We start from the raw sequence: 18,999 nt of genomic DNA, 5'->3' as shown, positions 1-18,999 counted from the left end.
CGTGTGCCCGAGGTCACCCCAGGACGCGCCCTTCCCGCGGCTACGCTCGTCCGCATGCCTGCCCCGCGCGCCGAGTCCGCTCCGGACTTCCCCGGCGTACAGCTGCACATCGTGACCGGCAAGGGCGGCACCGGGAAGTCGACCGTGTCGGCCGCGCTCGCGCTGGCCCTCGCCTCCCGCGGCAACACCGTGCTGCTCTGCGAGGTCGAAGGCCGCCAGGGCATCGCCCAGCTCTTCGACGTGCCCCCGCTCCCCTACGAGGAACGCCGCGTCGCACGCGGCACCACCGGTGCCGGTGATGTCTACGCGATGGCGATCGACGCCGAGTCGGCGCTGCTGGAGTACCTCGACATGTACTACCGCCTCGGTCGTGCCGGCAAGGCGCTCGACCGGTTCGGCGTCGTCGAGTTCGCCACCACCATCGCCCCGGGCGTCCGCGACGTGCTGCTGACCGGCAAGGTCTACGAGGCCGCCAACCGCAACCGCCGCAACAAGGGCGCGCGGGAGTACGACGCCATCGTGCTCGACGCGCCGCCCACCGGCCGCATCTCCCAGTTCCTCAACGTCAACACCGAGCTCGCCGGGCTGGCCAAGGTCGGACCCATCAAGTCGCAGGCCGACGTGGTGATGAAGCTGCTCCGCTCCAGTCGTACGGCGATCCACCTGGTCACCGTGCTGGAGGAGATGCCCGTGCAGGAGACCGGCGACGGGATCGCCGAGCTGCGCGGCGCCGACCTGCCCGTCGGCGGGGTCATCGTCAACATGGTCAGACCCCAGGACCTCGACGCCGCGGAGCGGGCCGCCCTGCTCCACGGCACCGTCGACCGGGAAGCCCTGGTCGCCAGCCTGGAGAAGGCCGGGATCTCTGCCGACGACGAGCTCGTGGACGGGTTGCTCGAGGAGGGCCACGACCACGCCGAGCGCCGCCAGCTCGAGGACACCCAGCGGGCACTGGTCGAGCAGCTCGGCGTCCCGACGTACGAGCTGCCGCTGATGCCCGGGGGCGTCGACCTCGCCGGCCTCTACGAGCTGGCCGAAGCGCTGTGCGAGGAAGGTCTCGGATGACCCCCCGCGCCGCCACCCACCAGAGCTCGCGCGCCACTGCCCGCGTCGGGCCGCTGGTCGCCACCCACGAGCCCAAGCAGCTCCTCGACGTCGACGCGCTGCTCGACGACCGCAGCCGCGGCATCATCGTGTGCTGCGGCTCAGGCGGCGTCGGCAAGACCACGACGTCGGCGGCGCTGGCCCTGCGAGCCGCCGAGCGCGGACGCAAGGTCGTCGTACTCACCATCGACCCGGCTCGCCGGCTCGCCCAGTCGATGGGCATCGAGGCGCTCGACAACACCCCGAGGCCGGTGCCCGGGGTGAAGGGCAAGGGCGGCGGCTCGCTCGACGCGATGATGCTCGACATGAAGCGCACCTTCGACGAGGTCGTGCAGAGCCAGGCCAGCCCGGAGAAGGCCGAGCAGATCCTGAAGAACCCCTTCTACATCGCGGTGTCGAGTTCGTTCGCGGGCACGCAGGAGTACATGGCGATGGAGAAGCTCGGCCAGCTCGACAAGGATGCGCAGCACACCGGTCGCTGGGACCTGATCGTGGTCGACACGCCCCCCTCGCGCAGCGCACTGGACTTCCTCGACGCACCCGAGCGGCTCTCGAGCTTCCTCGACGGCAAGTTCATGAAGCTGTTGCTGGCCCCCGCGCGCGGACCGGCCCGGCTGATGACGGCCGGCTTCGGGATGGTGACCAACGCGATCACCAAGATCATCGGCGCCCAGGTCCTCCAGGACATGAAGGCGTTCGTCGCCGCGTTCGACACGCTCTTCGGCGGGTTCCGGCAGCGCGCGCTGCGCACCTTCGAGCTGCTCCAGGACCGGCGTACGGCGTTCGTGGTGGTCGCCGCGCCCGAACCCGATGCGTTGCGCGAGGCGGCATACTTCGTCGAACGACTGCGCGCCGAGCAGATGCCGCTGGCCGGGCTCGTCGTGAACCGCGTGAGCAGCAAGCCGAGCGGCGACCTGACCGCGCACGCGGCGATGACCGGCGTCGAGCAGCTGCGCACCTCCGGTGAGGACCACGGCCTGGCGGCCGGGCTGCTCCGGTTGCACGCCGACCGGCTGACGGTCGTCGAGCGCGAGAAGCGGCTGACCCGTCGGTTCGGCACCAGCCATCCCGACGTACCCACGGCCGTGCTGCCGGCCCTGTCGACCGACGTGCACGACCTCGACGGCCTGCGCCGCATCGGCGACCTGCTGGGGGCCCAGGTGGACCACCGGCCGGCTCGCCGACGAGCCGATCAGGCCGGCTGACCGGTCAGGGACCGGTCAGCCAGGCAGGATCACGCAGTTGCGCTCGCAGTTGCCTGCTCGTGCTCCGACTTCGCGGTCTCGAGCAGCTGGCGCCACGAGGTCACGTTGGGCCGCTTGCGCAACAGCGCCCGCCGCTCACGCTCGGTGAGGCCGCCCCACACGCCCCACTCGATCTCGTTGTCAAGCGCCTCGGCCAGGCACTCCGCTCGCACGGGGCACGCACCGCACACGGCCTTGGCCTTGTGCTGTTCTGCTCCGCGAACGAAGAGCTCGTCCGGTGATGACTTCTGACACAGAGCCGCATTGGCCCACAGTTCGTTCCAGGACATGTCCCCTCCAAGTTTCAGGTCCCAGTTGCTTCGGCTCGCCCGATACGTCCGTTTTCAACCCATCTATAGGTTAGGGAGATGTTGAGACTCGAAACAGACCCACCTGGGGGAATCTCTTATAGTCCGAAATGACTAGATCCGTCCGGGCACGTGGGAGTATTTGCCCCCCTCCCCCCTAGGATCGTGCTATGTCGCGTCGCCGTACCCACCTCACGTTCGGCACCGTCATCTCCCACCTGGGCGTCATCGTCGCGGTCTCCGCGGTCCTCGGTGTGCTCGCCGCCGGGCTGGTCATCCCCCTCGTGGGTGCCGTCGGGTACGGCGCCAGCGCCACCGCCCGCTCGATGCAGAACCTCCCCGAGGAGCTCAAGGCGGCCCCGCTGGCCGAGCGCAGCCGGGTCCTCGACCGCAACGGCAACACGATCGCCACCTTCTACGACGAGAACCGCGTCAACGTCTCGCTCAGCAAGGTGGCCCCGATCATGCGGCGGGCCATCATCGCGATCGAGGACTACCGCTTCTACCAGCACGGTGCCCTCGACGTGAAGGGCACGCTGCGAGCCTTCGTGAACAACCAGACCTCCGGTGGCGGCACCCAGGGTGGCTCGTCGATCACCCAGCAGATGGCGAAGATGACGTTGCTTGCCCAGGCCCGCACCGAGGCCGAGCGCAAGGCGGCCACCGAGAACACCTACCAGCGCAAGATCCAGGAGCTCCGGCACGCCATCGCCTTCGAGCAGAACTACTCCAAGGACTGGATTCTCGAGCGCTATCTCAACCTGGCCTACTTCGGTGACGGCGCCTACGGCATCCAGGCAGCGGCCCGACACTTCTTCTCGGTCAACGCCAGCCAGCTCAACACGGTGCAGGCCGCCACCCTGGCCGGCCTGGTGAAGAACCCGGTCGGCTTCGACCCGACGCGCTTCAAGGACCGGGCGATCACGCGGCGCAACGTCGTGCTCAACCGGATGGCCCAGCTCAACGTCATCGCCCCCGAGACCGCCGTGCGGCTCGGCAAGACGCCGCTCGGGCTCAAGGTCAGCAAGCGTCGCAACGGCTGCGTGGGCACCGACGCCGCTTTCTTCTGCGACTACGTACGCCGCTACCTGCTCGCCGATCCCGCCCTCGGACGCACCGTCGCCGACCGGGTCCAGCTGATCAACAGCGGCGGCCTGACCATCAAGACCACGGTCGACCTGCGCTTCCAGCGAGCCGCCGACGCCGCGGCCAAGGAGTCCGTCAAGCCGCAGGACCAGGCGATCGGCGCGCTCGCCATGGTGAAGCCCGGCACGGGCGCCGTGCTGGCGATCGCGCAGTCACGGCCGATGGGACGTGACCGCAAGAAGGGTCAGACCTTCCTCAACTACATCGTGAACAACAAGTACGGCGACTCCAACGGGTTCCAGGCCGGGTCGACGTTCAAGCTGTTCGTGATGGCGGCCGCGCTGGAGCAGGGCCTGCCCGCCTCCACCAGCTTCAACTCGCCGGCTCAGGTCCACATCCCGCAGAACGAGTTCCCCGACTGCGACGGCAACTACCCGTCGACGGCGCTCTGGGAGCCGCACAACTCCACCGACGACGGCTACTTCAACATGTACCAGGGCGCCCAGCTCTCGGTGAACACCTACTTCGCCCAGCTGGAGAAGAAGACCGGGCTGTGCAAGCCGTTCGCGCTGGCCAGGTCGATGGGCGTCGAGCTCGACCACCCGCACAGCGAGCGGGTCCCGTCCTTCACGCTCGGCGTCGCCGACGTCAGCCCCCTCGAGATGGCCGGTGCCTACGCGACGGTCGCCGCCCGCGGGCGGTACTGCGAGACCCAGCCCGTCACCAAGATCCTGAACAGCTCGGGGAAGGTGTTCAAGGACTACCGGCCCCAGTGCCGGCAGGTGATGAAGCAGGACACCGCCGACACGATCAACGACATCCTGCACGGCGTGATGGAGCCGGGCGGGTTCGGCCAGGCCCTGAACATCGACAAGGAGTCGGCCGGCAAGACCGGCACCATCCAGAACAACAAGGCGGTCTGGTTCGACGGCTACACCCCGGAGCTGGCCACCGCAGCGATGATCGCCGGGGCCAACAGCAAGGGAACCCCGATCACGCTCAACGGCCAGTCGGTCGGCGGACGCTACATCGACGTCGCGCACGGCTCGACGGTCGCAGGACCGATGTGGGCCCTCGCCATGCGCCGGGTGCAGGACCTCATCCCCGCGACGGCGTTCACCCCGCCGATCGCACCCGAGCCCCGGCCCTACGTACCCAAGGCCCCGTCACCGCCCAAGCAGCACGGGCACCGAAACCACGGTGGCGGCAACGGCGGCGGGGGCCACGGTCACTGAGGCTCAGGCACCCAGCTCGCGACGTACGGCGGCCGCGACCGCGCCACCGTCGGCCCGTCCCTTGGTCTTCGGGGTGAGCACGCCCATGACCCGACCCATGGCCTTCATGCCGTCGTCGCGGACGCCGAGCTCGTCGATGGTGTCCTTGACGAGGGCGTCGATCTCCTCGGTGGTGAGCTGCTCGGGCAGGTAGTCGGCGATCACCGCCGCCTCCGCCTTCTCCTTCTCGGCCTGCTCGTCACGTCCGGCGTCGGCGAAGGCCTCCGCCGCCTCGCGCCGCTTCTTGGACTCGCTGGTCAGCACCCCGAGGACGTCCTCGTCGGTGAGCTCACGCGACTCCTTGCCGGCGACCTCGGCGTTGGTGATCGAGGTCAGCACCATTCGCAGCGTCGAGGACCGGAGCCCGTCGCGGGCCTTGATCGCGGTGGTGAGGTCTTCGCGCAGACGCTCTTTGAGGCTCATGTTGGCCATTGTGGCAGCCTGTGGACATGGACCCGAACCGACTTTCCCGGGGGGCACGAGCCCTGGGATGGACCGTGGGTGCAGGGGCCGCGCTCGGGTTCGGGACGCTGGCGTACTCCGCCGGCATCGAGGTCCGCAACTTCGTCGTACGCCGGGTCTCGGTGGAGGTCCTGCCGGCCGGACACCGCCCACTGAAGGTGCTGCACGTCAGCGACCTGCACCTCACCCCGAGCCAGGGCACGAAGCGTCGTTGGCTGGCTTCGCTGGCCGACCTCGAGCCCGACCTCGTGGTGAACACAGGAGACAACCTGGCCCACCCGGACTCCGTGGAACCACTGGTCGAGGGCTTCGGCCGGCTGCTCGACGCCCCGGGAGTCTTCGTGTTCGGCTCCAACGACTACTTCGCGCCGACCCTGCGCAACCCGCTGTGGTACCTCTTCCCCGACGACGGGAAGCGCAACACCAACACCTCCAAGCTCCCGTGGCGTGACCTGCGGGCCGCTTTCGACGGGCGCGGCTGGACCGACCTGACCAACACCCACGGCCGGTTGAGGGTGGGCGACACCTCCTTCGCGTTCGTCGGCGTCGACGACCCGCACCTCGGTTACGACGACCTCGACGCCGTCGCCGGCCCGGCTCCCGCCGACGCGGACGTGCGCATCGGCGTCGCGCACGCGCCGTACCTCCGGGTGCTCGACCAGTACGCGCGGGACGGCTACGACCTCACCTTCGCCGGCCACACCCACGGCGGCCAGGTCTGTCTGCCGGTCAAGGGCGCCATCGTCACCAACTGCGACCTCGACACCGGACGCGCCAAGGGCCTGCACCGTCACCCGGCCGACTCCCGACCGGGTGACCCGGACTCGTCCTGGCTGCACGTCTCGGCCGGCGCGGGGACCTCGCCGTACGCCCCGATCCGGTTCTGCTGCCGCCCCGAGGCGACGCTGCTGACCCTGCTGCCGAAGACCTCCTGAGCACCTTCGGCCGGGCGCTGCAAACCCGGTTCGGGGCACCCAATTCGCTCTAGTAGACTCGCCACGCCTTCGGGGTGTGGCGCAGCTTGGTAGCGCGCGTCGTTCGGGACGACGAGGCCGCAGGTTCAAATCCTGTCACCCCGACCGAAGGAAAAACTCGACTGCCGGATCCGCCTCGCGCGGGTCCGGCAGTCGTCGTTCCGGGTGACGACGAGACGCCGGTGAGACCGGCCGGGCGATGCCCGGGCCAGCGGGGTGCATCCGTGGCACTATTCGCCACATGCCCGAGGATCCCGAGAAGAGCGGCAACGAGCCGAACCTCGAACTCCCGTCGCTGTTCGGTCGGGGCCGGAAGAAGAAGCGTCAGGCCGAGGAGCCGACCGCAGAGACGGCCGAGACCGCAGAGACCGAGGTCGTTGCCGCCGAGCCTGACGCGAGTACTCCGGTCGAGGCCACGCCTGCCGCAGGACCGGTGCCGGTCGAGGGCTCGACCCGCCGGTTGCCGCCGACGCCGCCGCCGTCCGCACGTGACACCGAGGAGACGGCCCCGACCCAGTCCGCGCCGCCTGTCGCACCCGCCACCGAACCGATTCCCGAACCTGTGCCGGAGCCTGTGCCCGAGCCTGTGCCGGATCCTGTGCCCGATCCTGCTCCGGTCGAGCCGAGCCCGCCTCCTGCGCCGGAGCCGATCCCCGAACCCGCCCCGGTCGAGCCGACCCCGCCGCCCCCGCCGCCCGTCCCCGTGGAGCCGACTCCAGAGCCACCGCCCGTTCCGGTGGAGCCGACCCCGGAGCCGCAGCCCGCGCCGGTCGAGGAGACCACGGTGCTGCCCGGGCCGGTACCGATGGACCAGCCCGCCCAGTCGGGCGCGGCCGAGGTCGGTGCGCCGCTGTTCGCCGACGAGGTGCCGCCTGCGTCGGCGCCCGAGGAGCCCAAGCCGCCCAAGGTGCGCAAGGAACGCCGGCCGATGACCTTGCCGCGGATCAACCCGCGGATCGCCGCCCTCGTCACCGGCCTCGTCGTGGGCTTTGTCGGGGTGGTGCTCTCCTTCGGCGCCAGTCAGGGCTGCGAGTCGGTGCGCGGCGTCGGCAGCTGCGGCGGCATCGGCCTGTTCGCCCTGCTTGTCGTGCTCGTGGTCGAGGTCCTCGTCGGCGCAGCATTGCTCAAGGCGTTCGGCGTCGTCGACCCGACCAGCACCAGCTTCCTGGGCGTCGGCCTGGTCGCGGTGATGGCGCTGCTGTTCTTCCTCAGCTCACTGGACTCGGCCTGGATGCTGCTCGTGCTCCCCACCCTGACCGCGCTCACCTTCCTGCTGTCCTGGTGGGTCACCGAGACGTTCGTCGAGCAGGGTGCCGGGGACGACCTGCACAGGTAGTTCGCGGCCTGCGTTTGGCTCACGGTCCCTTGTAGTTGGGACAAGCGGGTCTGTTCTCGGCTGACAGTTCGCTGTGGACGCCGACAGGGCACTTCTGCCCGTCCCCCGCTGCGCTCCTCCCAGGCAGAACTACCCGGTCGGCTCAACGAGCTGCAAGCAGCTCGGCTATCTGCACCGTGTTGAGGGCCGCGCCCTTGCGGAGGTTGTCGTTGCTGACGAACAGGGCGAGGCCGCGTTCGTCGGGTACGCCGGGGTCGTGGCGCAGCCGGCCGACGTACGACGGGTCCTTGCCCGCCGCCTGGAGCGGGTTCGGGATGTCGCTCAGCTCGACACCGGGCGCGCTGCCGAGGATCTCGCGGGCCCGGGCCACCGACAGCGGCGAGGCGAACTCGGCGTTGATCGCGAGCGAGTGCCCGGTGAAGACCGGGACGCGCACGCAGATGCCGGAGACGAGCAGGTCGGGGATGCCGAGGATCTTGCGCGACTCGTTGCGCAGCTTCTTCTCCTCGTCGGTCTCGTCGAGCCCGTCGTCGACGATCGAGCCGGCGAGCGGGACGACGTTGTAGGCGATGGTGCGCTCGTACTTCACCGGCGGCGGGAAGGCGATCGCCGATCCGTCGTACGACAGCTCGCGGGCCTTGTCGCCGGCGGCCTCGACCTGGGTGGCCAGCTCCTCGACGCCGGCGACTCCGGAGCCGGAGACGGCCTGGTAGGTCGAGGCGATCATCCGCACCAGCTGAGCCTCGTCGTGCAGCGGCTTGAGCACCGGCATCGCGGCCATCGTGGTGCAGTTGGGGTTGGCGATGATGCCCTTGCGGGCGTTGGCGATCTCGTGCGGGTTGACCTCGCTGACCACCAGCGGGACGTCGGCGTCCATCCGCCAGGCCGACGAGTTGTCGACCACGGTCACCCCGGCCTCGGCGAAGCGCGGCGCCTGGGCACGCGAGGTGGTGGCGCCGGCCGAGAACAACGCGATGTCGAGGCCGCTGGGGTCGGCGGTGGCGGCGTCTTCGACGGTGGCCTCGCGGTCGCCGTACGGCAGCACCGTGCCGGCCGAGCGGGCCGAGGCGAAGAAGCGGATCTCGTCGGCCGGGAAGCTCCGCTCGAGGAGGATCTGGCGCATGGCGACGCCGACCTGGCCGGTGGCACCGACGATGCCGATACGGACGCCCATCATCGACCGCTTCCGCCGTAGACGACTGCCTCGACCTCGTCGGCGTCGAGGTCGAACGCGGTGTGGGTCGCCGCAACCGCGGCATCGACGTCAACCTCGTCGACGATGACCGAGATGCGGATCTCCGAGGTCGAGATCATGCCGATGTTCACGCCGGCACCGGCGAGGGCGGTGAAGAACTTGGCGGTGACACCGGGGTGCGAACGCATCCCGGCACCGATCAGGGACACCTTGCCGACCTTGTCGTCGTAGAGCAGGGAGTCGAAGCCGATCTCCTGCTTCAGCGCGTCGAGCGCAGCCATCGCGGTGGCCCCGTCGGTGCGCGGGAGCGTGAAGGAGATGTCGGTGAGGTTGGTCGCGGCGGCGGACACGTTCTGCACGATCATGTCGAGGTTGATCTGTGCCTTGGCGAGCGCGTCGAAGATGCGGGCGGCCTCGCCGACCTTGTCGGGTACGCCGACGACGGTGATCTTGGCCTCGCTCCGGTCGTGGGCGACGCCGGCGATGATGGCTGCTTCCATGGTGGCCTCCTGATGGGCCTCGTCGTTGATGCTGCCCTCCACGACAGTGCCGTCCAGCTGGCTGAACGACGACCGCACGTGGATGGGGATGTCGTAGCGGCGGGCGTACTCCACGCACCGGAGGTGCAGGATCTTCGCGCCACCGGCTGCGAGCTCGAGCATCTCCTCGTAGGTGACGTTGTCGAGCTTGCGGGCGGACGGGACGATCCGCGGATCCGCGGTGAAGACTCCGTCGACGTCGGTGTAGATCTCGCACACGTCGGCGTGCAGTGCCGCAGCCAGGGCGACGGCCGTGGTGTCGGTGCCACCGCGTCCGAGCGTGGTGATCTCCTTGGTGTCCTGGCTGACGCCCTGGAAGCCGGCGACGATCACGATGTGGCCGTCGTCGATCGCGGCCGAGATGCGGCCCGGCGTGACGTCGATGATCTTGGCCTTGCCGTGCACCGAGTCGGTGATCACCCCGGCCTGCGAGCCGGTGAACGACCGCGCGGTGAAGCCGAGGTCGGAGATCGCCATGGCCACGAGGGCCATCGAGATGCGCTCGCCGGCGGTGAGCAGCATGTCGAGCTCACGGGCCGGGGGCAGCGGGCTGACGCCCTCGGCCAGCTCGAGCAGCTCGTCGGTGGTGTCGCCCATGGCGGAGACGGCGACCACGACGTCGTGCCCGGACTTCTTGACCTCGACGATCCGGCGGGCGACCCGCTTCACCGCGGACGCGTCGGACAGCGACGAACCGCCGTACTTCTGCACCACGATGCCCACGGGGCTGCGCTCCTCCACTGCCGGGGTGGCTCGCTCCCCGCGAGCCGCCCACGATTCTACGTGGGGTCAGATAACAGCTTCGCCGGTGTCCAGCACGGCCTCGGCGGCGGCGATCTGCTCGCTCTCGCCCTCGAAGTCGAGGTCCAGCCGGTCGTGGGCGACCACGGACTGCAGGGCGCGCAGGGCAGCGCTGGCGAGGTTGCCCCAGTCGGCCACGTAGGAGTACTGCCACCACCACAGCGCCTCGGCCACGTTGCCGGCGCGGAAGTGACGCAGGCCGTTGGCCAGGTCGGTCGCGACGGCGGTGAGGTCGTCGGAGAGCTGAGCCTCGACGATCTCGGGGGCGTAGGGATCGAAGTTGTAGGTGTAGGTCTCCACCGGGTCGAGCAGCCGGGCCAGCCGCAGTCGCATGGCGTCGAGGTCGGGGTCGGGACCGACGTCGGGCTGGTACTCGGCCGACGGCGTGAAGTCCTGCTGGGCACCGAGCCGCGCACCCGCGAACAGGATCTGGCTGACCTCCACCAACAGCAGGGGTACGACGGTGCCGGGGTTCTCCTCGCGCGACATGGCCTGCAGCACGACGAGGAACGACTCGACCGCATCGGCGATCTGCTGCGCGAAGTCCTCGAGCTCGGGGGTCATCTGTGTCTCAGTCACCGGCGTTTCGCCTTCCTGCGAATGCGCGTCCCAAGGTCACCTCGTCGGCGTACTCGAGATCACCGCCTACCGGCAGTCCACTCGCCAGACGGGTCACGCGCAAGTCCATGTCCTTCAAGAACCTACTGAGGTAGGCGGCGGTCGCGTCGCCCTCGATGTTCGGGTCGGTCGCCAGGATGACCTCGGTGACGGTCCCGTCGGAGAGTCGTCCCATCAGCTCCCGGATGCGCAGCTGCTCGGGACCGATGCCCTCCAACGGCGAGATCGCGCCGCCGAGCACGTGGTAGCGACCCCGGAACTCGCGGGTGCGCTCGATCGCCACCACGTCCTTGGGCTCCTCGACGACACAGATCAGCGTCAGGTCGCGGCGGTCGTCGCTGCAGATGCGGCACAGCTCCGCCTGCGAGACGTTGCCGCAGATCTTGCAGAAGGTGGCCTTGGCCTTCATCTCCACCAGCGTGTCCGCGAGGCGGCGTACGTCGATCGGGTCGGCCGCCAGCAGGTAGAAGGCGATCCGTTGCGCCCCCTTGGGTCCCACGCCAGGGAGCCGGGCGAGCTCGTCGATCAGGTCCTGGAGGACACCCTCATACACCGAAACCGCCCGGCAGCTGGGGTGAGTCGTCGCCGGGACCGCCGAAGCCGCCGCCGGCCAGCGGCCCGAGGGCCTGGGAGGCGAGCTCGTCGACCTTGGCCTTGGCGTCACGGTAGGCCGCCACCACCAGGTCGCCGAGGTCGGTCAGCGAGTCGGCGTCGGAGCCGTCGAAGGACCCCGCGGCGACGGTGACGTCGGTCAGCTCGCCGGTGCCGGTGAGGGTGACGATCACGCCGCCGGCACTGCCCTCGACCTTGGCCTGGGCGAGCTCCTCCTGCGCCGCGACGAGCTGGGACTGCATCTGCTGGGCCTGCTCGAGCATGGCGTTGAGGTCGAAGCCGCCCTCGCCCCCGAGGCCTGCGAAGGGGTTGCTGTCGCTCATCTGGTCGCTCCTGGTCGTGAGTTCCGTCGTTGGTCCATGGGCATGCATCGGTCAGTCGTGGGGGATCTCTTCGATCACGGTGGCACCGAGCTCGCGCTGGAGGAGCTCGGTGCTGTCGAGGCCGTTGTCGTCGGCCGCCGGGTCGTCGCGGTGGGCGTCGGCGTCGGGGTCAGGTCCGCTGGGCGCGGGGGCCGGCTCGTCGCCGTTGCGGGTGGGCGCGATGTTGGACCGCGCGGCCGCGATGGACTCGGGCTTGGCCGGTTCACGCTCGGCCGGGCCGTCGTCGCTGGCCCAGGCCGGGGGTTCGCTGGGCGGAGGCACGCTGGGCGGCGGCTCGGAGCGGGTGGCGGACTGCTTGACCCGAGGAGCGGACTCCGAACCCGGCTGCGCGGAGGGGTCCACGGCGGTCTCGATCTTCCAGTCGGCACCGATCATGTCGATCGCAGCCTGGCGCAGGATCTCCTCGCTGCCCCCGCCGATGAACGAGTCGCGCGCCCCGGCCGTCTTGAACCCGACGGTCAGGGAGGTCGCGTCGACCCCGATCACCTGGGCGTTCTGGCTGAGCAGGATCCAGGTGAACCGGCGCATCTTCTTGACGGCCTCGAGCAGGTCGGGCCAGATCCGGCGTACGTCGGCCAGGGAGAGCTGTGCTCCGGACCCGGAGGTCGCGGGGGCGGGCTCTGGCTCGGGAGTCGGTGCTGCCGGGGGCTGTTGTGTCTCCACCGGAGCGTCCTCGGCGACGACGGGAGTCTCCGCGGCGACAGCGGGAGCGGGGGTGGCCGGCTGAGGTGTGTGGTCTCGACTGACCACTCGCTCCGCTCGCTGCTCGACCACCCTGTCTGCTGCGGCCGGTGCTACGGCAAGACGCCGCTCGAGACGATCCATCCGCGCCGTCAGCCCGAGGGCGTCGTGGTCGACGGCGGGCAGCAGCACGCGGGCGCAGATAAGCTCGAGGAGCAGGCGCGGAGTGGTCGCCCCGCGCATCTCGGTCAGCCCCTCGGCCACGAGGTCAGCGGCGCGCACCAGCTCGGCCTTGCCGAACCGGGCCGCCTGGGCGACCAGTCGCTCGGCCTGGTCCTCCGGGGCGTCGATCAGCCCGGAGGCCGGGGCGTCGGGCACGGCCGCGACGATGACGAGGTCGCGCAGCCGGCGAAGCACGTCCTCGGTGAACCGCCGCGGGTCCTGGCCGGTCTCGATCACCTTGTCGACCACGCCGAAGACACCGGCACCGTCGCCGGCCGCGAACGAGTCGACCACCTCGTCGAGCAGGTTGTCGGGGGTGTAGCCGAGCAGGTTGGTGGCGACGTCGTACGTCACTCCGTCGGGCCCGGCGCCACCGAGCAGCTGGTCGAGCACGGAGAGCGAGTCACGGGCCGAGCCGGCGCCCGCGCGTACGACGAGCGGCAGCGCCGCCGGGTCGATCTTGACGCCCTCCTGGTCGCAGATCTGGGCGAGGTAGTCGGACAGCGTGCGCGGCGGGATCAGCCGGAACGGGTAGTGGTGGGTGCGCGAGCGGATGGTCGCGATGACCTTCTCCGGCTCGGTGGTCGCGAAGATGAACCGGAGGTGCTCCGGCGGCTCCTCGACCAGCTTGAGCAGGGCGTTGAAGCCCTGCGTGCTGACCATATGGGCCTCGTCGATGATGTAGACCTTGTAGCGGCTGGCGACCGGGGCGAAGAACGCCCGCTCCCGCAGGTCCCTCGCGTCGTCGACGCCGCCGTGGCTGGCCGCGTCGATCTCGATCACGTCGATGGATCCCGGACCGCCGCGAGCCAGGTCGCGGCACGACTGGCACTCGCCGCACGGATCGGCGATCGGGGCCTTCTCGCAGTTCAGCGCCCGGGCCAGGATGCGGGCGCTGGTCGTCTTGCCGCACCCGCGCGGGCCGGAGAAGAGGTAGGCGTGGTTGACCCGGTTGTTCGCCAGCGCCGCCCGCAACGGCTCGGTGACGTGGTCCTGACCGATCACCTCGGCGAACGTCTCCGGCCGGTAGCGGCGGTACAGAGCGAGGGAGGGTTCCACACACGCACCCTAACCAGCCGGGCCGACATCCGGTCGGGGGCCACCGCGTGCCAGGGACCGGTCAGCCGGCGCCGAGGGCGCGTGACATCAGTACCTGCCGGGTCCGGGCACCCGTCTTGTCCAGCACCGACTTCACGTGGTCGTTGACGGTGTGCTCGGAGAGCACCAGCCGCGCGGCGACCTCGTGGGTGGAGAGGCCGTTCCCGAGCAGCGCCAGGACCTCGGTCTCACGCGCCGACAACCCGTGCACCCGCGCGAACAGGTCGGTGCGTTCCGCCGGCGTGCTCGGCTCGATGGAGACCGCGATGTCGCGGCTGTCGGCCTGCTCGGCGGGCCCCATCCGGTCGGCCTTCACCGTCACCCAGCGACTGCCGCCGAGGTGGACGCGTGCCCAGGGCTCCCCCACCGGCACGCCCTGCTCCAGGGCCACGAGCGCAGCAGCGACGTTGTACGCCGCCGCCGGGACCGGGGTCATCGGCTCGTCGGGCGGGTTCAGCTGCAGCAGGGCTGCCGCGGCACCCGCCGTCTGGGCATGCACCTGGAGATCCGGGTCGAGCACCACGACGGCCGGGCCGACGGGGAGGAACTGCTCGGGGGTGTCCACGAAGGTGCGGGCCAGCGCCGCCCGGAGTCCCGTGACGACGTACGGCGTGAGCGAGCCGAGGTACGCCACCTCTGCGGGCGTGAACGCTCTGTCGGTCCGCCAGAGCTCGAGCATCCCCCAGCAGCCGTGCCGGTCACCCAGCGGCGCGACCGCCACGTCGACGACGCCGAGGTCGCGCTGGATCTCCTCCCACATCCGTGACCGCGACGGCTGTCGTCCGCTGGCGGCGAGCAGCGAGGCGGAGGCCACCTTCGCCTCGAGGAGCTCGGGCCACCGGTTCAGTCGCGTCAGGTAGCGCGCCCGGATCAGTGCCGGCAGCTGCGGCCACGGGAGCATGGGTACGTCGGCCAGCGGTGAGCAGCCGACCCGGGTGGTGGGGTCGGTGAGCATGAACACGTAGCCGTCGAAGCCGATGACCCGGCGTACCTCGGCGACCACCTCTTCACGCAACGCCTTGGCCGTGAGCGAGCCGCGGCTGAGCCGCTCGATCCGGTCCAGGCTCGACGAGGTTGTCGGCACGGGCTCAGCGTACGGCGAGCGAAGACCCCCAGGATCCGGGATGTTCTGCCGGCTCGCGTGACCGGACGCTGGAGGTCCCCACCCATTGAGGAGTCGTCATGACCACCACCGTGCACATCGAGAACACCGTCCGCGAGTACGACGCCTGGCAGGAGGCGTTCGACAAGTTCGAGTCCTTCCGCGCCGAGCACGGCGTCCGCTCCTACCGGATCAGCCGCAGCGCGGCCGATCCCCAGCAGGTGAACGTCGACCTGCACTTCGCCTCGCAGGCCGAGGCCGAGGCGTTCCTGCCCCGGCTGCAGCAGATCTGGAGCACGCCCCAGTCGCAGCGGATGCTGCTGAAGCACACGCCACCGGTGCTGCTCGAGGTCGTCCGCGACCGCGTGCTCGAGACCAGCAGCTAGCCCGGGAACGAGAAGGCCCCCCGTGCACCCGGAAGAGCCCACCTGCCCTTGCTGCCTTCCGGCCCTGGGGGATTCAGTGAGATACCGCCGCACGGGGGGTTGGCGCAGAGTCTAGGAGAGACGCGCCGACTGCCCCAAACCGGTGCCGAGGTGCGTCATACGAATCGTGGCCTTGAACCCACAGTTCGTATGACGTCCGGGCGGGGCGGCCACTGATTTCTCGGGCGGACGGCGAACCGGTAGCCTCTCCGGCGGAGGATTCGCCTAGTGGCCTATGGCGCTCGCTTGGAAAGCGGGTTGGGTTAATAGCCCTCAGGGGTTCGAATCCCCTATCCTCCGCCACTCCACTGCTGGGTCCGTCCCCGCTCGAGTTCGGGGCGAGCCGGCCGTACGTCGTTCCGCGGCTCAGGACCGCGCGGGTGGCGAGGGCACCGGCCTCAGGCGACGTCGCGAGGTGCCCTCCTCGAGGATGGCCACACCGCTCGGGAGCTCGATCGCCCCGGCCGTCAACCTCATCGAGGCCGGCCTCGCCTGACGGCTCAACGGCGAACTCGGCCGGCGCCGGGTCGGCGGCGGCGGCGGCGGCGAGGCGACGCCACCGGGTCGGGCGCCGGGCTCACTTCGAGGTCGGGAAGTGGAAGCTCGCGTCGCTGGCGTGGCTGCTGTGCGGCCAACGAGCCGTGACCACCTTCGCGCGGGTGTAGAAGCTCACGCCCTCGGGCCCGTGAACGTGCTTGTCCCCGAACAGCGAGTCCTTCCAGCCACCGAAGGAGTAGTAGGCCATCGGCACGGGCACCGGGACGTTGATGCCAATCATCCCGACGTGCACGCCCCGCTGGAACCGGCGGGCCGCCTCGCCGCTGTTGGTGAAGATGGCGGTCCCGTTGCCGTAGGGGTTGGCGTTGATCAGGGCGATGGCGTCATCCACCGTCTCCGTGCGTACGACGGACAGCACTGGCCCGAAGATCTCCTCGGTGTAGACGTCCATCTCGGTCGACACCCGGTCGATCACGGTCGGGCCGACGAAGAACCCGTCCTCGAAGCCGGGGACGGTGTAGCCACGACCGTCGACCTCGATGCTGGCGCCCTGCCGCTCGCCGGAGTCGATCAGCCCCACGATCCGTTCCTGCGCCTGGCGGGTCACGACCGGACCCATCTCGCTGCTGTCGTCACGACCGCTGCCCACGACGACGGAGCGGGCGCGCTCGTTGACGGCCGCCACCACGCGGTCGCCCGCGTCGCCGACCGCCACGGCGGCCGAGATCGCCATGCACCGCTCGCCGGCCGAGCCGAAGGCGGCAGCGGCCAGGTGCTCGGCCGCGAAGTCCATGTCGGCGTCGGGCAGCACGATGGCGTGGTTCTTCGCGCCGCCGAGGGCCTGGACCCGCTTGCCCGTGGCCGAGCCGCGCTCGTGGATGTACCTCGCGATCGGGGTCGAGCCCACGAAGGACACGGCCGCGACGTCCGGTGAGTCGAGGATGGTGTCGACAGCGACCTTGTCCCCGTGCACGACGTTGAAGACGCCGTCGGGGAGGCCGGCCTCCTGCCACATCTCGGCGATCAGCAGGGAGGCCGAGGGGTCCCGCTCGCTCGGCTTGAGGACGAAGGTGTTCCCGCACGCGATCGCGACCGGGAACATCCACATCGGCACCATCGCCGGGAAGTTGAACGGAGTGATCCCGGCACAGACCCCGAGTGGCTCGCGGAACGACCAGGTGTCGACGTCGGTGGAGACCTGGTCGGAGTAGTCGCCCTTCAGCAGCGTCGGGATGCCGCACGCGAACTCCACGACCTCGAGCCCGCGCTGCACCTCACCCAGGGCGTCGGAGAGCACCTTGCCGTGCTCGTCGGTGATCGCCTCGGCCAGCTCGGAGGCGCGGCGGTTCACGATCTCCCGGAAGGCGAAGAGCACCTTGGTGCGGCGGCTGATCGAGGTCTGCGACCAGTCCGGGAAGGCGTCGCGCGCCGCCGCGATCGCCGACTCCACGTCGGTCGCGTCGGCGAGGACCACCTCGGCCTGCTGCTGTCCGCTGGCCGGGTTGAAGACGGGTGCGGTGCGGTCGGAGACGCCGCGGGTCGGCTTGCCTGCGATCCAGTGCTCGATCGTTCTCATCGGGCCATCCTGCACCCAGTCCGGAGGGAGAGCGAAGTCAGGAGTTCCGGCGCGCGATCGAGGCGTTCAGAGCCGTCGCGAACAGCGTCCACGCGGGGTACGGCGCCCAGGCGTTGTGGAGTGCCGGATCGACGTGCTGGAGCCGACGGGCGACGAACAGCGACTGCCAGGTGAGTACGCCGCACCAGGCGGTCGACACCCACGGACGGCGTACTCGCCAGAACACCACCGACCAGCCGGTGTTGAGGGCCAGGTTGAGCGCGAGCGAGCGACGCAGACCGTCCGCCTCGTCGATGCGACCCTCCTCCTCGAGGACGGTCAGCGCCGCTGCGGTCGTGACCGCGATGTCGGCGTACAGCGGTGTCCAGACGAGCGGGAACGCGAGGGCGGGCGGTTGCCAGCGGGGCTTGTCGAGCCGCTGGTACCACGCACTCTCCGGAGTCGTGGCCACCCCGCCGAGACCGGCGCTGACCGCCGAGGCGAGACCGGTGAGCGCGAGGTTGCGCAGTCCTCGTGCGGATCCGAGCCGCGACCACGAGCTCATGAGGCGTCCCGGGCGTCGGCCGGCCGACGGTCCTCGAGACCGGCCATCCCCCACCGCACCAGGGCGGCCGAGACCGAGCCGGCGCGACTGGCGACGGCAAGACCAGGCCCGGCCAGCGGCAGCCGCAGCGAGCGCCTGGCCCAGCCGGGGAGCAGCGCCACCCCTCCGGCCGCGATCAGGGCGTAGCCCGGACGCATCATCAGCGGGACGGGCGGGTTGAGCAGCATGAAGCGAGTCGCCTCGCGGGCGGCCGGGGTGCTCTCCAGCTCGGGTCGGTAGGAGTCGATGACCTGGTCGAGCTCCTCGACCGTGTGCGGGAGGTCGGTCGCGCCGAGCAGCGAGGCGGCCCGGGTGGTCTGGTGGACGTAGAGATCGGCCTCGTCGTCGGAGAGCGGTGTCTCGGCGTACGACTGGTAGGCGGTGAGGAACGACCAGATCTCCGCCACGTGCACCCAGCGCAGGAGGTGCGGGTCGTCGGCGGCGTACGGCCGTCCGCGGTCGTCGACACCACGCACCACTCGGTGGCGGGAGCGCACGTGGGCGATCGCCTGCTCGGCGTCGCCCACCGTCCCGAAGGTGGTGACCGCGAGGTAGTGGCTGGTGCGTTGCAGGCGTCCCCACGGGTCGCCCTTGTAGCCGCTGTGGCCCGCGACCCCCGCCATCGCCGACGGGTGCAGGGACTGCAGCAGCAGCGCGGCCAGCCCGCCGGGGAACATGGAGGCATCGGCGTTCACCCGCCAGATCGGGTCCTCCGAGGTGAACCACCGCTCACCCTCCGCACCCCAGATGCGCTGCGCGCGCTCGGGGGCATCGTCGCCAGCGACACGCGAACGCAGCGCGAGGCCGAGGCGGCGTTGTACGGCGCGCGCGGGAGAAGCAGTCACCTCCTCACCCTAGACACGCACTCCTCATCTGCC

The 18,999-nt window shown here is 70.3% G+C and carries 18 protein-coding genes, 2 tRNA genes and 1 other RNA gene; 8 read left to right on the top strand and 13 right to left on the bottom strand.

The genetic code is table 11. The annotated features are described in order from the left end of the window. Positions 1-54: 54 nt before the first annotated feature. Both H976_RS0117190 and H976_RS27000 read left to right on the top strand, forming a co-directional pair. Complete coding sequence (locus tag H976_RS0117190) at positions 55-1,065, top strand: ArsA-related P-loop ATPase (RefSeq protein WP_027862544.1); 1,011 nt, start codon at positions 55-57, stop codon at positions 1,063-1,065. Then, entirely contained in the window at positions 1,062-2,309 is a 1,248-nt protein-coding gene (locus H976_RS27000) for an ArsA-related P-loop ATPase (RefSeq protein ID WP_081682992.1), read from the top strand. Before H976_RS0117190 ends, H976_RS27000 begins: the two co-directional genes overlap by 4 nt. Positions 2,310-2,338: 29 nt before the next feature. Here the strand turns inward: H976_RS27000 and H976_RS26995 are convergent, their stop codons facing one another. Then, positions 2,339-2,638, bottom strand: coding sequence for a WhiB family transcriptional regulator (locus tag H976_RS26995; RefSeq protein WP_051276965.1), 300 nt, complete (start codon positions 2,636-2,638; stop codon positions 2,339-2,341). 188 nt (positions 2,639-2,826) lie between these two features. On the opposite strand from H976_RS26995, the gene H976_RS26990 reads away from it, so the two are divergent. Further along, complete coding sequence (locus H976_RS26990) at positions 2,827-4,977, top strand: transglycosylase domain-containing protein (RefSeq protein WP_051276964.1); 2,151 nt, start codon at positions 2,827-2,829, stop codon at positions 4,975-4,977. Between the two features lie 3 nt (positions 4,978-4,980). On the opposite strand, the gene H976_RS0117170 is transcribed toward H976_RS26990, so the two are convergent. Then, positions 4,981-5,448 (bottom strand): GatB/YqeY domain-containing protein, encoded by a 468-nt coding sequence (locus H976_RS0117170; protein ID WP_027862543.1) that lies wholly within the window; start codon positions 5,446-5,448, stop codon positions 4,981-4,983. 65 nt (positions 5,449-5,513) lie between these two features. On the opposite strand from H976_RS0117170, the gene H976_RS0117165 reads away from it, so the two are divergent. The 3 genes from H976_RS0117165 (at position 5,514) to H976_RS29020 (ending at position 7,788) form a co-directional block, all read left to right on the top strand. After that, positions 5,514-6,413 (top strand): metallophosphoesterase, encoded by a 900-nt coding sequence (locus H976_RS0117165; protein ID WP_231388975.1) that lies wholly within the window; start codon positions 5,514-5,516, stop codon positions 6,411-6,413. 70 nt (positions 6,414-6,483) lie between these two features. Next, positions 6,484-6,557: transfer RNA gene (locus H976_RS0117160), tRNA-Pro, on the top strand. A 136-nt stretch (positions 6,558-6,693) separates the two neighbouring features. Beyond that, on the top strand, positions 6,694-7,788 hold the full coding sequence (locus H976_RS29020) for a hypothetical protein (protein ID WP_027862541.1): 1,095 nt from the start codon (positions 6,694-6,696) through the stop codon (positions 7,786-7,788). 142 nt (positions 7,789-7,930) lie between these two features. On the opposite strand, the gene H976_RS0117150 is transcribed toward H976_RS29020, so the two are convergent. The 7 genes from H976_RS0117150 to H976_RS0117120 all read right to left on the bottom strand — a co-directional run bounded on the left by H976_RS0117150 (position 7,931) and on the right by H976_RS0117120 (position 15,021). Then, positions 7,931-8,962, bottom strand: a complete 1,032-nt coding sequence (locus H976_RS0117150; RefSeq protein ID WP_036227114.1) for an aspartate-semialdehyde dehydrogenase — start codon at positions 8,960-8,962, stop codon at positions 7,931-7,933. Continuing rightward, positions 8,962-10,245 carry an aspartate kinase gene (locus tag H976_RS0117145; RefSeq protein ID WP_027862539.1) on the bottom strand — a complete coding sequence of 428 codons (1,284 nt, stop codon included), beginning with the start codon at positions 10,243-10,245 and terminating at the stop codon, positions 8,962-8,964. Before H976_RS0117145 ends, H976_RS0117150 begins: the two co-directional genes overlap by 1 nt. Before the next feature lie 66 nt (positions 10,246-10,311). Beyond that, entirely contained in the window at positions 10,312-10,902 is a 591-nt protein-coding gene (locus tag H976_RS26980; RefSeq protein WP_081682991.1) for a DUF5063 domain-containing protein, read from the bottom strand. After that, entirely contained in the window at positions 10,895-11,494 is a 600-nt protein-coding gene (gene recR / locus H976_RS0117135) for a recombination mediator RecR (RefSeq protein WP_027862538.1), read from the bottom strand. Before recR ends, H976_RS26980 begins: the two co-directional genes overlap by 8 nt. Beyond that, positions 11,487-11,876 carry a YbaB/EbfC family nucleoid-associated protein gene (locus H976_RS0117130; protein ID WP_027862537.1) on the bottom strand — a complete coding sequence of 130 codons (390 nt, stop codon included), beginning with the start codon at positions 11,874-11,876 and terminating at the stop codon, positions 11,487-11,489. The genes recR and H976_RS0117130 overlap by 8 nt, the downstream gene beginning before the upstream one ends. 51 nt (positions 11,877-11,927) lie before the next feature. After that, a complete protein-coding gene (locus H976_RS0117125; RefSeq protein ID WP_027862536.1) occupies positions 11,928-13,898 on the bottom strand; it encodes a DNA polymerase III subunit gamma and tau in 1,971 nt (656 codons plus the stop codon). Between the two features lie 61 nt (positions 13,899-13,959). Beyond that, a complete protein-coding gene (locus tag H976_RS0117120; protein WP_027862535.1) occupies positions 13,960-15,021 on the bottom strand; it encodes a helix-turn-helix transcriptional regulator in 1,062 nt (353 codons plus the stop codon). Positions 15,022-15,119: 98 nt separating this feature from the next. On the opposite strand from H976_RS0117120, the gene H976_RS0117115 reads away from it, so the two are divergent. Then, positions 15,120-15,425 carry a hypothetical protein gene (locus tag H976_RS0117115; RefSeq protein ID WP_027862534.1) on the top strand — a complete coding sequence of 102 codons (306 nt, stop codon included), beginning with the start codon at positions 15,120-15,122 and terminating at the stop codon, positions 15,423-15,425. Between the two features lie 11 nt (positions 15,426-15,436). Here H976_RS0117115 and ffs read toward each other — a convergent pair. Further along, positions 15,437-15,526, bottom strand: an RNA gene (gene ffs, locus H976_RS29650) — signal recognition particle sRNA small type. A 152-nt stretch (positions 15,527-15,678) separates the two neighbouring features. Here ffs and H976_RS0117110 point away from each other — a divergent pair. Next, positions 15,679-15,767, top strand: a tRNA-Ser gene (locus H976_RS0117110). A gap of 274 nt (positions 15,768-16,041) precedes the next feature. Here the strand turns inward: H976_RS0117110 and H976_RS0117100 are convergent. From H976_RS0117100 to H976_RS26975, 3 genes are read right to left on the bottom strand one after another with little or no spacing between them, the layout of a single operon-like run. Beyond that, the gene (locus H976_RS0117100; protein ID WP_027862533.1) at positions 16,042-17,538 is read right to left on the bottom strand and encodes a CoA-acylating methylmalonate-semialdehyde dehydrogenase; all 1,497 of its coding nucleotides are present in this window, start codon (positions 17,536-17,538) and stop codon (positions 16,042-16,044) included. 37 nt (positions 17,539-17,575) lie between these two features. After that, the gene (locus tag H976_RS0117095; RefSeq protein ID WP_051276963.1) at positions 17,576-18,082 is read right to left on the bottom strand and encodes a TspO/MBR family protein; all 507 of its coding nucleotides are present in this window, start codon (positions 18,080-18,082) and stop codon (positions 17,576-17,578) included. Then, on the bottom strand, positions 18,079-18,966 hold the full coding sequence (locus H976_RS26975; protein WP_036227084.1) for an oxygenase MpaB family protein: 888 nt from the start codon (positions 18,964-18,966) through the stop codon (positions 18,079-18,081). The genes H976_RS0117095 and H976_RS26975 overlap by 4 nt, the downstream gene beginning before the upstream one ends. Between the last annotated feature and the right edge of the window lie 33 nt (positions 18,967-18,999).

This window comes from Marmoricola sp. URHB0036 (assembly GCF_000426045.1).
Taxonomy (GTDB): domain Bacteria; phylum Actinomycetota; class Actinomycetes; order Propionibacteriales; family Nocardioidaceae; genus Marmoricola.
The sequence above is the reverse complement of the archived record's forward strand: the minus strand, read 5'-3'. Positions and strand labels throughout refer to the sequence as shown.